At 31.5% G+C, this 14,389-nt stretch carries 11 protein-coding genes; all 11 read left to right on the top strand.

All coding sequences use genetic code 11. From position 1 onward, the window contains the following. Window positions 1-4 precede the first annotated feature (4 nt). The 11 genes from ABW636_RS15820 to ABW636_RS15770 all read left to right on the top strand — a co-directional run bounded on the left by ABW636_RS15820 (window position 5) and on the right by ABW636_RS15770 (window position 14,379). Window positions 5-2,227, top strand: coding sequence for a PepSY domain-containing protein (locus tag ABW636_RS15820; RefSeq protein ID WP_367591038.1), 2,223 nt, complete (start codon window positions 5-7; stop codon window positions 2,225-2,227). A gap of 414 nt (window positions 2,228-2,641) precedes the next feature. Next, window positions 2,642-3,145, top strand: a complete 504-nt coding sequence (locus ABW636_RS15815; RefSeq protein ID WP_367591037.1) for a hypothetical protein — start codon at window positions 2,642-2,644, stop codon at window positions 3,143-3,145. Window positions 3,146-3,268: 123 nt separating this feature from the next. Then, the gene (locus ABW636_RS15810; protein WP_367591036.1) at window positions 3,269-3,952 is read left to right on the top strand and encodes a hypothetical protein; all 684 of its coding nucleotides are present in this window, start codon (window positions 3,269-3,271) and stop codon (window positions 3,950-3,952) included. Continuing rightward, window positions 3,952-4,962, top strand: a complete 1,011-nt coding sequence (locus ABW636_RS15805; protein WP_367591035.1) for a PspA/IM30 family protein — start codon at window positions 3,952-3,954, stop codon at window positions 4,960-4,962. Before ABW636_RS15810 ends, ABW636_RS15805 begins: the two co-directional genes overlap by 1 nt. Before the next feature lie 21 nt (window positions 4,963-4,983). Further along, window positions 4,984-6,534, top strand: a complete 1,551-nt coding sequence (locus tag ABW636_RS15800; RefSeq protein WP_367591034.1) for a phosphate ABC transporter substrate-binding/OmpA family protein — start codon at window positions 4,984-4,986, stop codon at window positions 6,532-6,534. Beyond that, window positions 6,534-7,502, top strand: coding sequence for an ABC transporter permease (locus ABW636_RS15795; protein WP_367591033.1), 969 nt, complete (start codon window positions 6,534-6,536; stop codon window positions 7,500-7,502). The genes ABW636_RS15800 and ABW636_RS15795 overlap by 1 nt, the downstream gene beginning before the upstream one ends. Window position 7,503: 1 nt before the next feature. Further along, window positions 7,504-8,313: an ABC transporter ATP-binding protein gene (locus tag ABW636_RS15790; RefSeq protein ID WP_367591032.1), complete on the top strand. Its 810-nt coding sequence runs from the start codon at window positions 7,504-7,506 to the stop codon at window positions 8,311-8,313. A 56-nt stretch (window positions 8,314-8,369) separates the two neighbouring features. Then, window positions 8,370-8,678: a hypothetical protein gene (locus tag ABW636_RS15785; RefSeq protein ID WP_367591031.1), complete on the top strand. Its 309-nt coding sequence runs from the start codon at window positions 8,370-8,372 to the stop codon at window positions 8,676-8,678. Window positions 8,679-8,743: 65 nt separating this feature from the next. Next, the gene (locus ABW636_RS15780; protein WP_367591030.1) at window positions 8,744-10,648 is read left to right on the top strand and encodes an AAA family ATPase; all 1,905 of its coding nucleotides are present in this window, start codon (window positions 8,744-8,746) and stop codon (window positions 10,646-10,648) included. Between the two features lie 9 nt (window positions 10,649-10,657). After that, on the top strand, window positions 10,658-13,381 hold the full coding sequence (locus tag ABW636_RS15775; RefSeq protein ID WP_367591029.1) for an AAA domain-containing protein: 2,724 nt from the start codon (window positions 10,658-10,660) through the stop codon (window positions 13,379-13,381). Between the two features lie 62 nt (window positions 13,382-13,443). Further along, entirely contained in the window at window positions 13,444-14,379 is a 936-nt protein-coding gene (locus ABW636_RS15770; RefSeq protein ID WP_367591028.1) for a tetratricopeptide repeat protein, read from the top strand. The last annotated feature ends 10 nt before the right edge of the window (window positions 14,380-14,389 follow it).

The following is a 14,389-nucleotide window of genomic DNA, read 5'->3' as shown; positions in this document are numbered from 1 at the left end:
CGCAATGAGTATTTCAATATGGAGATATAGCCATTTATTATTGGCTATATCTTCTTCTGTTTTTTTAATAATAGCATCGATTACCGGAGTTATCCTTGCAGTAGAGCCAATTTCACAAGCGATTCAACCTTATAACATAAAAGGTCTTGAAGATACTTCTGTATCACAATCTATAGTGGCATTACGAAATGAATATGAAGAAGTAATAAGCTTAGAAATTGATGCTAATAACTTTGTATTGACATCAGTGTTAACCAAAGGTGGAAATAGTGAGCGTATTTATGTTGATCCTATAACCGGAGTAAAGTTAGGGATGCCCAAAAATAAACCTGTAATATTTGAGTTTGCAAGAAACCTACATCGTTCACTTTTTTTGAAAAGTACCGGGCGTTTTTTGGTTGGATTGATCTCTTTTTTACTATGTTTTATTGTAGTAACTGGTGTTTTTTTGATTGTAAAAAGACAAGGGGGTATACAGCGTTTTTTTTCAAAAGTTCATAAGGAGTATTTTGCACAACGATATCATGTTATTTTAGGAAGATGGTTACTTCTACCAATTTTAATAGTTGCGGCTACAGGAGTGTATCTTTCTGCAGAGAAGTTTTCGTTATTACCATCGACAAGGATCAAACATAAGGTAACTTCAGAAAAAAAAGATAAGGTTTTGTCAATACAAAATGAACCTTCTGTTTTTGAAACTATTTCACTCGCTGATGTCAACAAAATCTCTTTTCCTTTTTCTGATGATGAGGAAGATTATTATCAAATAGAATTAAAAGAAAAAGAATTGCTTGTAAATCAGTTTACTGGAGCTGTTATTAGTGAGGTAAGTTACCCATTTGTTCTCTTAACCAACAGATTAAGCTTTATGTTGCATACTGGACAGGGTAGTATACTGTGGTCGGTTATTTTATTGATTGCTAGTGGTTCTATTTTGTTTTTTATATACTCTGGGTTTGTTATGACCTTTAAGCGACTTGGTAATAGGGTAAAGGTTTCTTCTGTAGGTTATACCAAAGATGAATGTGAATACATTATTTTGGTAGGTTCTGAAACGGGTAGTACATTTGATTTTGCTAGATTGTTTTATAATGCACTTATTACTGCAAAACAAAGAGTATTTATAACCGACTTGAATGCGTATGAAAATTTTAAAAACGCAAAACATATTGTAGTATTTACGGCGACTTATGGAGATGGTGAACCTACTACCAATGCAAGAAAATTTGAACAATTAAGCATGTTAATAAACCCAAATAGAAAATTGCTGTTTTCTGTAGTTGGTTTTGGTTCATCTCAATACCCCAAATACTGTCATTTTGCAATAAAAGTAGATGCATTACTTCATAGTCATCCTTTTTTTAGACCTGTATTACCCTTGTGTAAAATTGATAATCAATCTTTCGAAGTGTTTCAGGAATGGGTATTGCGGTGGAGTGATCAAGTTGGAATCTCACTTATTTTAAAACCTATATCAAAAAGAGAAGAGGTTTCGAAAATAGTATCATTTAAAGTAAAGGAGCGTTCGAGATTAAATGCAGATGAAACTTTTTTAATTCGATTTAAACCAAAAAGAAAGGTAGAATTCCAATCAGGAGATTTACTATCTATACAACCCGAAGAGGATGAGGCACAACGTTTGTATTCTATAGCAAGAATTAAAAATGATGTTTTATTGAGTGTTAAAAAACATGAATTAGGTGTGTGCTCTTCGTATTTGAATCAATTGAGTGAAGGAGATACTATTAAAGCTACTATCAAAAAAAATCCCAAATTTTACTTTCCTAATGATTCAACTTTTTATAGCCGATCCACCAAAAAATCAGTTATTCTTATTGCTAATGGTACGGGTATCGCCCCTTTTTTAGGAATGTTGAATCAAAATAAAAAACATATTCCTACTCATTTATTTTGGGGTGGACGTAAAAGATCCTCGTTTGAGTTGTATAAAGATATTGTAGAAGATTTGTTTTCAGGAAAACAATTATCAAGTTTTACAATTACGTATTCTAGAGAAGAAAGAAAAGAATATGTACAAGATGCTGTTTTCAAAAAAGCAGACTTAATAGCTAGAGAACTTGACTTGGGTGGTATAATAATGATTTGTGGCTCTTTGGCGATGCAGCGATCTGTACTGGCAGTATTAGAAAAGATTTCAAAAGATACGTTAGGTAAGTCATTGGATTATTTTGAAAATCGAAAACAAATTAAAATAGATTGTTATTAGGATGTAAAAGAAAACTTTCTTGTTGCTTAAGGTGATTTAGAATATCAAATAGAAAATTACAATTACCCTCTAAACAAGAAAAATCGATCTTTCATATTTTCAATTTCAGAATAAGTGGTAGTCCACTATAATTGAGGTAAGTAGCATGGGTTTTTTGTGCCTGATTTCTGTTTAAATTAATTAGTTTTTAGGGGGTAAATTCAATATTCGTCGGAATATTAAGAGTTGTATTTATACTTTATTTCTTTTAATGCTTGAGGGTAGTAGGTATTGAACATTTTTTTGATTTTTTGAAGGAACCTTGATCTGTGTTAAGTTTTGTAATTATTGTAAATTAATGGTTTTATTATAATTGATTCTGGGATAATAATTGCATAGTTTGTTTATTAAACTTTATTTGTATTTTTGTTCGTAATGACAATTCAAGACTTTATCAATTGGTTTGGGAATAACCCGAATTTGGTTTTAAGTTATTTTATAGTAATTATAGCTATTTCTATAGTTGGATTACTTTTTGTAAACCAAAATAATTTTAAATCTCCTATCACTTATTTTTACGCAACGTTAATTTATGCTGTTACAATACCAGGGCTTTTGGCTTTTGTTTTGTTATTATATAGTTTTTTCTTTCTAAAAACTAATTTACTTCAGTTGGATATGGTTACCTATTTTGTTCCTTTAATTGCTATGGTTGCTACTTTAGTTATTATTAATAAAACTATACCGATGTCTCGTATTCCTGGTTTTGATAGGTTGTCAGGTCTTTTTATAATTGTTATTATCACTTTTGTGATTACGTATGTATTGCAAAGAATGTTTTTTGGAGTTTTCTTTGTAGGGAAGTTTCAATATTTGATAGTATTGTTTTTTGTATTGCTTATTGGATTGAAAATTGCTTGGAGTCGAATAGTAAAATAAAATAGTAGGACTGTAACATTTTGACATATAATAACACCAATTATTATAAAGCTTGTGTAGGATTTTTTTATATAAATATTAACACTATACTTATTTTTTTAAATTTGCTTAAATTCACTAACCATGTTAAAAAATTTAAAGTCATTATTTATCATAGATGATTCTGAAGATGAAAAGAAAGAATCTTCAAAATCGAGCGATACCTTAAAATCGCGTATAACGGATAAAAAAGCTGTGAACCCAACGCCTCCACCACTATCTAATTCTACAAGTAACGCGACTACTAACGGTGTAGTTGATGCGAAAATAATTGAGAAGTTGTTACAGGCAATCGAAAAAAATAATATTGAAGGATTTGATTATTTAGAATACAAAAAATCACTCAAAGCCTTAGAGAAAATGCCAATGGATGAGGCAACAAAATATCGTTCGGCTTTTGCTACCGCAGCAACAATGGGAGTTACTTTGGATAAATTATTACAAACCACAGATTTTTATATAGGCATCCTAAATAAAGAAAACGATCAATTTTTAGGAGCTTTTAAAAGTCAATTTGATGATAAAGTATCTGGTAGGGAGCGTGAAATTGCTCAATTTGAAACAATTATAAAAGAAAAATCAGAGCAAATAAAGAAACTTACTGAAGAGATATCAAAGCATCAACATCAAATAGGGGATTTAAAAACAAAATTAGAAGAAAGTAATAATAAAATTAATAAAACTCAAAATGATTTTAAGATGTCATACGATCACTTAAAATCTCAGTTAGAAGGGGATAAAATTAAAATGCAGAAATACTTAAAATAATGGAAAACTCATTTGAACCAAAATCATTTTGGAAAAGACCTGAAGGTAAAACGGGGATGTTGTTTATGGGGCTTTTAGGAGCAGGAGGACTATATGGTTTATACAAAGTGCTTCCGTTCTTGATCACTATTGTAGAAAATACATTGTACTTAGGGATATTATTGGCGGTTTTAGGCGCTTTGATTTATATGGTTTTAGATCCTAAAATGAGAAACCTAATTTTCTATATGTATAAATCTTTTATGAGATGGATTACTGGTATTTTTATACAGATTGATCCAATTGGGATTTTAAAAAGTTATATAGGTGATCTTAAGGATAATCTTAAAAAAATGAATAAGCAAATTGCTGTATTAAAAGGCCAAATGAAACGCCTACAGCAAATTATGTATGATAACAAGAAGAGTATTAATAACAACTTGAAATTAGCCAGTGCTGCAAAAGAAAAGGATAAAAAAGGAATTATGATCCTTAAGTCAAGAAAAGCAGGCCGATTAAAAGAATCAAATATGAAACTTGATGAACTCTATAGAAAGATGGAGATTTTGTATAGAGTGCTTGTAAAAATGTATGAGAATTCCGAAATATTATTGGAAGACATCGAAGATCAAGTAATGGTAAAAGAACAAGAAAGAAAGGCCGTTCGTGCTGGACACTCTGCAATGAAATCAGCAATGAATATTATTGCTGGTAATAACGATAAAAAAGAAATGTTTGATCGAGCATTAGAAGCGATTGCAGATGATGTAAGTATGAAGATTGGAGAGATGGAACGCTTTATGGAAATGTCGAATAACTTTATGGATTCTATTGATTTACAAAATGGAATATTCGAAGAAGAGGGCTTAGAACTTTTAGAGAAATGGGAAAATGAAGGAGTCTCTCTTATATTAGGAAACGATAAAGATCTATTGGTTCATGATCAACATACTGTAGATTTGGATGCACCAATTGTAAAAAATAAAACCCAAAATAATCAATACTCAGACTTATTTAATTTTGAGGATTAAAACTAACACTAATCAATTATCATGGCAAAAGGAAGATTAACACCATTTTCAAAAATTCTAATAGTAGTCCTTATTATTGGAGGGGTCTACTTTTTATTAAATAAACTTAGAGATCCTGCGGTAAAAGATAAGATTGAAGAAGTAACCTCTTCAAACAAGAATGACGCAAAAACCAAAGATGGTTATAAAGATATAATAAATATAGGAGTTGTTACATGGGGAGGATATGCCGGAGGACAGTTTTTTAATGAAGGGTTTAAAGCAAATACCAAATCTCGATTTTATAAAGATTATGGTTTTAAAGTGAATTTTGAAGTGATTGATGATTTTGATGCTTCTAGAGATGCTTTTAAGAACGGTTCTATAGATCTAATGTGGGCAACGATCGATGCTTTTCCAACAGAAGTAGAAGGATTGTCTCAGTATCAACCACAAGTAGTATTTCAGGCCGACTGGAGCCGTGGAGGAGATGCAATTGTAGCAAGAAGAGGCATTAGTAAAATTAGTGACCTTAGAGGAAAAAAAATAGCTGTAGCACCAATGACACCATCTCATTCTTTCTTGATATGGTTGTTAGAAGCTAGTGATATGACCCCAAAAGATGTACAAATAGTAGAAGTGCCTAGTGCCATTGATGCAGCCGATGCCTTTAAAAGTAGTACCGTGGATGCTGCAGTAGTGTGGAGCCCGGATGATGCAGATTGTGTTAGCAAAGTAGCTGGTTCTAGAGTACTAGAAAGCACCAAAAATGCAACACACATTATTGCGGATGTTTTTGTCGCTAAAAAAGAATTTATAGAAACTCATAAAGAACAACTGCAAAAACTATATGAAGGATGGATGATCGGAGCATCAGAATTAAATAACTCTGATAGCAATAAAAGAAAAGCAGCTAAGATTCTGGCAGAAGGATTATCACAACCAGAGGATTTCTGTTATGACGCTATCAATAATGTTCGACTAGCGACACATGGTGATAATCAAGATTTCTTTGGGTTAAACCAAAGCTATAGTGGTGTTACAGGAGAGGACCTTTATAACAAAATGAAGGTTAAATATAATAATTTGGGCTATAGTACAGCAGGTGCAAAAAGTTGGAGGTTACTATCGACAAAAGATTTAGTTTCTAAAACAAACTTATCAGGAACAACACATATTGCAGAAAAGCAAAAGCAATTTACAGCTGTGGATAAAACTTTGGAGAAAAAAGAATCTCTTTCTTCTAAGAAAGTAAGTATTGGTTTTAGAACAGGAGAATTCCAATTAGATGAAAACTCTAAACAATTGATAGATCTACAATTTACACCTATAGCAAAGGCTTTTGCAAATGCTCGTATCAGAATTGAAGGAAATACAGATAATGTAGGTTCTAGAAATCCTAATATCGCTTTGTCTAAAAAAAGAGCACAATCGGTTGCAAATTATTTGATCAAACAACATAACATGCCTACCAATAGATTTATCATCTTGGGTAATGGTCCTGATAAACCAGTTCCTGGATGCGAGAGAAATCAAAATGCAGACTGTAAATCTAAAAACAGAAGAACAGATTTTGAACTCGTAGTTGACTAATGGCAGATATTAAAAAGCTTTTTGAACTTAGAGGAACCCTAGCGTCAAAGGATAAGATTGTGCTGACTGTTATCGGCGCAATCATCCTTATAGGACTTTGGTTCTTTTTTGCAGAACTTTTATCCAAATCTGTGATCACTCAGGATGATACTGTTGATATAACTACTTTGGCACAATCAGAAAGATTGTATTATGAAAGCGATTCCTTGTTAATAGCTAATTATGATAAATTAGAACAATTAGGAAAGGAAAAATTAACATCTTATGGATTAAAAAAAACTAAAGTATATCCTTTACTACCATCACCAATCAAGGTGATTAAAGCATTTCCGGATCTTAATAAAAATGATGACGTAATAGGAAACACTTTTTTTTCTATTAAGCTTAACTTTTTTGGATATATACTCGCTATTTTAGTGTCTATTCCTATAGGTTTTCTGTTAGGACTTGTACCATTATTTAGAGGATTGTTTAGTCAAATTATAAACTCCTATCGCTTTATACCGCTAACGGCGGTAACTGGGATTTTTATTATGTGGCTAGGGTTAGGTAGTAATATGAAAGTATCATTCTTGGCCTTTGGTATTGTGGTATACCTGATTCCTGTAGTAATACAACGAATTGATGAAGTGCAGAATGTATATCTCAATACAGTTTTTACTCTAGGTGCAACTTCTTGGCAAACCATAAGAACTGTATATATACCATATGTTTTCTCCAAAATCATAGATGATATTAGAGTGTTAACAGCAATTTCATGGACCTATATTACCATTGTCGAAATGCTTAACAAAGGAGGAGGAATTGGAGAACTGATCTGGACAGCAAAACGTCAAAGTAGAATTGATAAAGCATTTGCAATATTGATCATTATTGTAGTTATAGGGATATTACAAGATCGTCTTTTTGTAATGATAGATAAAATACTATTCCCTTTTAAACATATAAATAAAGGAAACAAACACTAATATGGCACTACAGTTCACAGATGATCCTAAGATTCCTAATGTTATAGAATTGCGAGGAATTCATCAATCATATGATGGTGGGAAATCTAATATCATTGAAAACTTAGATTTGTTGGTAGAAGATAAACCAATGCAAGGACAGTTCTCTGTTATATTGGGAATGTCAGGGTGCGGAAAATCTACTTTATTAAGATATATTGCCGGATTACAAAATCCAACTTCTGGAACAGTTTTGGTAAAAGGCAAACCAGTTAGTAAAGAAAATAGGGTTAGTATGGTATTTCAGCAATATTCATCATTACCCTGGATGACCGTTTTGGATAATGTTGGATTGGGATTACGTTTTAAAGGAGTTTCTAAGAAGGAGCGAGATGAAAAGGCAATGGAAATGATTCAATTGGTAGGATTAGATGGGCATCAGAAAAAATATGCACAGTATCCTACACTCTCAGGAGGTCAGTTACAAAGGGTAGCTATTGCACGTAGTTTAATGTCTAGTCCAGAAATCTTACTTATGGACGAACCCTTTGGAGCATTGGATGTAAAAACCAGACTGCAAATGCAGGATTTATTGATTGGTATTTGGGAGAAATTTAGTCCTACAATATTATTCGTGACACATGATATTCAAGAGGCTGTATATCTAGCTGATGACATTTACATAATGAAACATGCACCTTCTCGTTTTGTAAAACATATTGATATTGATCTACCTTTTAATAGAACAAGAGAGACGAAAAGAATGCCCCATTTTGACGAACTGGTTCATGAAGTCGAAGATGCAATGATGCAGATTGATACTGAGAGTTGATGGATGTTTGGATTATAATTCTAATTGTATTTCTTTTTATAATATATCGCATAAAAATGATTTTTTATTTTGCTAAAATAAGATCAGGAGCAGAAAAAATTGAAGCAGAAGTCATCAAATACGTTAAAGAAAAAGGACCAATGAGAAATGATTATACTAGGTTGTATTATCCTTACGTAAAAATTGATTTAGAGAATGATGAGTATGCTATTAGAAAGCTTAGGTATGCAGATAGCTCGAGTAAGCCTTTTAAAATAGGAGAAAAGATTCATGTATTTTGGTATAATAATGATCTTTTGTATTGGGATACCTATAATAGAGGTTTGTATAAGTTATTACCTGAAAAATGGTTTCATCGAAATTAAAATCTTTGACCTTAATTTTTAAAATGTACGATTTAGTTAAATAAACTGATACAAGTTCTAAAAACATGAGCAACCTACAATACCATAAAACTACGAATCTTTTCTTTTCAAAATTAGAACAAGGTAATAAATCGTTTTTTTTTAAAGGAAAATCGACCAATCCTTTAAAAATACTTACTATTTCTTCAGTTTTTTCAAGCTTACGTATTAAAGACGAAGACCTGTTGCTATTGTATTCCTTGAAAGAATCGATGGATCAATTAGATTTGATCATTACAACAAAAAATATTCATGTAGCTTCTATAAAAATACCATTGGCAAAAGATGTATTTAAGGATGCAAAGTTTAATAAATATCCCAAAGAGCATATTACATTACTTACTAATCTAGTAGATGATTTATTGTTGAAAAAAAAGGAGGAGAAAAAGAGTTTGAGTGACTTTACAAATAAGTTCAAAGATTTTGTTAATCAAAAAGAAGATATCACTCAAGATTTTGATATCGATTATGAGTTTCTTCAAATTTTAAAAAATGAAGGCGAAAAGATTCAAAACCTAGCAGAGGATCTTAATAATAATAAACGGTTTTCTAATACTATAAATACGATTGTTCATAAAACAGACGATGCATTAGAATTTCAGGCAGAACATGTTATTCTTCAAGATATCATTAGAGTATTTAATATGATATATCCATTAAGTGATACAAAGAATATCATTGCGGATACTAAGATAAAATTCTTGCTAGCCTTTTTATTCGAAAAGCTGCAAGGAAATGATATTATCGCTTCTTTATCCATAGAGCGTATTAATAAATTTGTACAATCAGAAAAGTTTAATGAAAATATAGAGGTTATTAAAACAGCTAGTCTTTTTGACTTGGGGGCAGACTATAAAAATGAATTTTTGTTACCCTCTCTTCTAAAAAGATTAGATAGTCCACATTTTGCAAATTCTGGAGCTTTTTTATATCGTATAGCCTCTTTGATTACCAAGGCAGACGGAACTATATCAGAAGAAGAAACGACCTTGTTAAAAAAGATTAATAATAAGCTGTCACATCCCAAAGAAAACCTAGAGGGAGTAACTCAAACCGAAGTTGATGAAAATGAAACGCTGGATGATGTGATGGAAGAGCTGAATGAGTTAATTGGGTTGGATGCCATCAAAAACTCAATAAAAGAGCTCTCAAATTTCTTAAAAATACAGAAAGTAAGAGAAGAAAAGGGACTAAAGAATGTTAATAATTCATTGCATTCTGTATTTATGGGGCCTCCAGGAACTGGTAAAACTACAGTAGCACGGTTGGTGTCTAAAATATATAAGCATCTAGGGTATTTAGAAAAGGGACATCTTGTAGAAACAGATAGAACTGGGATGGTAGCAGGATATGTAGGTCAAACTGCAATAAAAGTTGAAGAGGTTATCAAAACGTCTTTGGATGGAGTGTTATTTATTGATGAAGCTTATTCATTAGCAAAAGACAATAAAAAAGATTTTGGCAACGAGGCTGTAGAAGTGTTACTAAAAAAAATGGAAGATCACAGGGATCAACTAGTAGTTATTGTAGCAGGATATCCTGACGAAATGGAAGAGTTTATTGAATCCAATCCTGGATTACAATCACGATTTAACCGATACTTTACCTTTGATCACTATAAACCTAAAGAACTTATTGGAATTTTTGAATTGTTCTGTTTTAAAAATGATTTTGTATTAGTAGAAGCGGCAAAAGAAAAATTGCAATTCATCTTCGATAAATTATATGAAAAGCGGCACAAAAGCTTTGGGAATGCCAGAGTAGCTCGTAATCTGTTTGAAAAAATTATAGAATATCAAGCCAATCGTATAGTTTCAATTACACCACTTACCGAAGAGTTACTAAAAAATATTGTAGAAGATGATATACCTCCTGTAAATAAAACCGTAGAAGAATATTTAAGATTTCAGAAAGACGAGGAAGAAGCCTAAATTGTAATTATGCACATAGAAAAAGTACTTTCATACTATCAGGATTGTTATAAACAAGAATTTAGAGATAATGATGTTCTTAATTTTTTTGGAACCAAAGTGCATAAACGTTTTTTTCTAAATAGTACAGATTCTCTTTATCGAGAAGAGGACACTACGTTTATGAAAATTGATTTTGGAGAAGAGCTCTATAAGTACCTAGAAATTCACCGAAAAGAAAAAACTTTTATTGCCTGTAGCTTTTTTGTTACTGGTAAACTTACTTTTTTAGGAAAACGAAGAACCATCTGTGCTCCTCTAATTGTAACACCTGTATCTATAGATATCAATAATGATGCATTATATCATCTCAATTATAACTTTACAGAGAATAGAGCCAATGATGCTTTATTAAAGTTGATAAAGACGAATTATAACCTAGATGATTCTTTTGTTTTAGAGATAAAATCCTTGATCAATGACCAATCTCCAGAAAACCAGAATATCAAGGCGATCGAGAAGAAGTTACAGGAATATATAGATATTGAAGGAAAAACGTTAGAAAATCTCCCAAACCTAGTATCTGGAGAAAAATTAAGAGGACACAAAAAATCAGAGAAGCTAGCATTATTACCAGCAGTTGCTTTAGGGATTATAGAAAAATCAAAATCCAATAGAGATGTATTGCATGAGATAGAAGAAATAAAAGAAGGACATTTGTTTAATGAACTATTACACTCCCTTTTTTCACGTAATAAAAAAATTAATGGGAAAACTTCTAAAAAAAACAAAGCCATTTATGTGCCTTCGAACTTAAGTGAGTCGCAACTAGATATTATTCACTCTACCAAAAATAACGATATAACAGTTGTGGTAGGTCCTCCAGGAACAGGAAAATCTTATACAATTGCCTCATTAGCTATAGATTTAGTATATCATAATAAAAGTGTTCTAATTTGTTCTAAATCAGATCAAGCCGTTGATGTATTACAAGAAAAAATTGTTCATGATCTAGGAGTCAAAGGCTTGTCTATTCGAGCAGGATCGGGACGAAATTACAAGTCTAAACTTAAGAAAAAAATCGAATCTGTTTTAAATTCGAGAAGTGTAAAAGGAGGAGATTTTTACATACCTCAAAAACAAAAGGAAATAGAAAATGCTGATCGTAAAATTAAAGAAATAGAAGGTGAGATTATAAGCAGGGAATCTCGTGAAATTAATACTGCAGAACTCTTTCTGGATCCCAAACCTTCTTTCTTTAAAAGAATAAAAAGAAACTATGTTTCTAAAAAAGTTCTCGACGATATTCCTTTTTGGCAATTAATTGATCTATTGCATCACTATATTTATCAAAAGAATAGATTAATCAAAGAAATAATTTCTTTGAAGTATGCTGATAGAACGACTTCATTGCTTAGAGATCATCGTAGTACTTTTCAGGATTTGTTGCGATTGGCAAAATCATCTGATCCAGATGTTAGAGATCAACTATTTCAAGCAATTAATTTTGATACAGTCCTAGAGTGTTTACCGATTTGGATTACCAAATCAACAGATGTAAGTAATGTGTTACCTCTACAAAATGATATTTTTGATGTGGCAATTATAGATGAAGCTTCGCAGTGTGATATTGCGACTATGATTCCTATTTTGGCAAGGGCAAAAAAAATAGTGATTGTTGGAGATCCTAAACAATTGCGACATGTCTCTTTTTTATCCAAAGAAGTACTAGAAAGGACAGCCAATGATCTAGGCTTATTACATGATGTTGATGTTTCTAATTATAGAGAAACAAGTTTTTTGGACTATACTCTTGAGCGTATAACTTCTCAGGAAAATATCCATTTTTTGGATGAACATTACAGAAGTTTACCTGATATTATACGGTATAGTAATCAAAAATTTTATAATGATAAGCTAAAAGTAATGTCCGATCTGTTGATCCATAAAAAGCAATCTGCTGTACATTGGATATATTGTGACGGAACTAAACAAAAAGATGGTACTAATCTAAAGGAAACAAACAAGGTACTAGAGGATATTCAATCATTGATTGCAAATGAAAAAGAAGTTCCTGCAAATGTGTGTACAACTATCGGAATCTTATCGCCGTTTAGAGATCAGGTAAACTATCTCAAGAAAAAAATAGAAGAATTTGATCTTGCTGTGATTAGAAAGCATAAAATAGCAATAGGAACACCATTTGAGTTTCAGGGAGAAGAACGTGACCATATGTATATTACATTTACGATCGATAATCAAACAAATGCATCTGTTTTTCAATACCTAGATAGAGAAGATGTATTTAACGTAAGTATTACAAGAGCAAAACAAAAACAGTTTTTATACTATTCATTTGAGCCAAAGAACTTTAAAAATAGGCATCTACTTATAGAATATTTGTCAGAAACATCCGTGTATAATAGACCAGTTAATGAGATAGATCTTATTGATAACTATGCTACAGAAGTACACGAAGAATTAATTAATTTGGGTATATCAGAAGAAGATATTATTATCAATTACCCATTGGCAGGGTATGTGATGGACGTTCTAATAACATATAATAACAGAACGGTATGTATTGATTTGGTGGGTTATCCTGGGGATTTAGAGAAAACCTTTTCTATAGCTCAATATAAAACATTATTTAGAACAAAAATACCTATTATCACAATACCCTATACCTATTGGTTGTTTAATAAAGAAGCTTGTTTATCCCATATATCCAAAAAAGTAAGAATTAAAAAGTGATTCTTCTTGATAGTCTAATTATTTTAAGAAATTAGTAAGACAAAGGTTATTAAAAATAGAAAATGAAAACTATAATATTCTTATGTGTCATTTTTGTGATCATATCGATTACTGTTGGTTGTAATCTATTTTTATCCAAAAAAACAAATACTATGACAGATTTTAATAAAGCCCAAGAAATTAAAGAGAAAATCGAAAGAGGAGATTTGTTAATAGGGTTATTACAAGAGGAAGATATTGACTTAATGATACGCTTGTATATCAAATCAGCAAAGGCAGGTGATGCTGTTGGGTGGTATGAGTTAGGGATGATTTATTATATAGGTACAGGGGTCGAACAAGATGCCGAGAAGGCAGCATCTTATTTTCAATTGGCCGGAGAATCTGGATATGGAATCGATGCTTGGATCAAATATATAAGAGTAGCTTATTTTGCCAATCTTACATCTATATCGACTAACAAAATTGTAAATTTAATAGAGACATTAAAAGATGAGGATACGAGCGGAGAAATCTATTTGCTAAAAGGATATATGCTATATAGAGGGTATGGGTATGAAGAGGATATAGTATCTTCTTTTAAAGCGCATCATAAGGCTGCTATGAAAGGGAATGCAGATGCAATGTTTGAATTATGTATTTATTATGCCCAAGGAATAGGAGTAGAAGAGAATATTGAACAATCCTTAAGTTGGTGTGTTAAGGCAGCAGAAAGTAATAATGTAAGAGCAATTTATAACTTAGGAGCATATTATGCTATTGGATATGAGAACCTACCTAAAGATACCGATAAAGCAATAAAGTATTATACAGAAGCAGCTAATCTTGGTCATGGTAAAGCTGCTGCACAACTAGCTGCCATGTATACAATGGGAAATGAGGTTGAAAAGAATGAAGAATTAGCTAAGAAGTTTTATGAACTAGCTTTTGAGCTTGACTTTGATGTAGATGTTTTTTTTGATGATCTGGGCTTAGAAGAAATAGAAATAGAAGATTAATCAAGAAGTA

The sequence above is a fragment of the Aquimarina discodermiae genome (assembly GCF_040786235.1).
In the GTDB taxonomy this organism is placed as follows: domain Bacteria; phylum Bacteroidota; class Bacteroidia; order Flavobacteriales; family Flavobacteriaceae; genus Aquimarina.
Note: the sequence above shows the minus strand (reverse complement) of the source record. Positions and strands in the feature narration are given on the sequence as shown.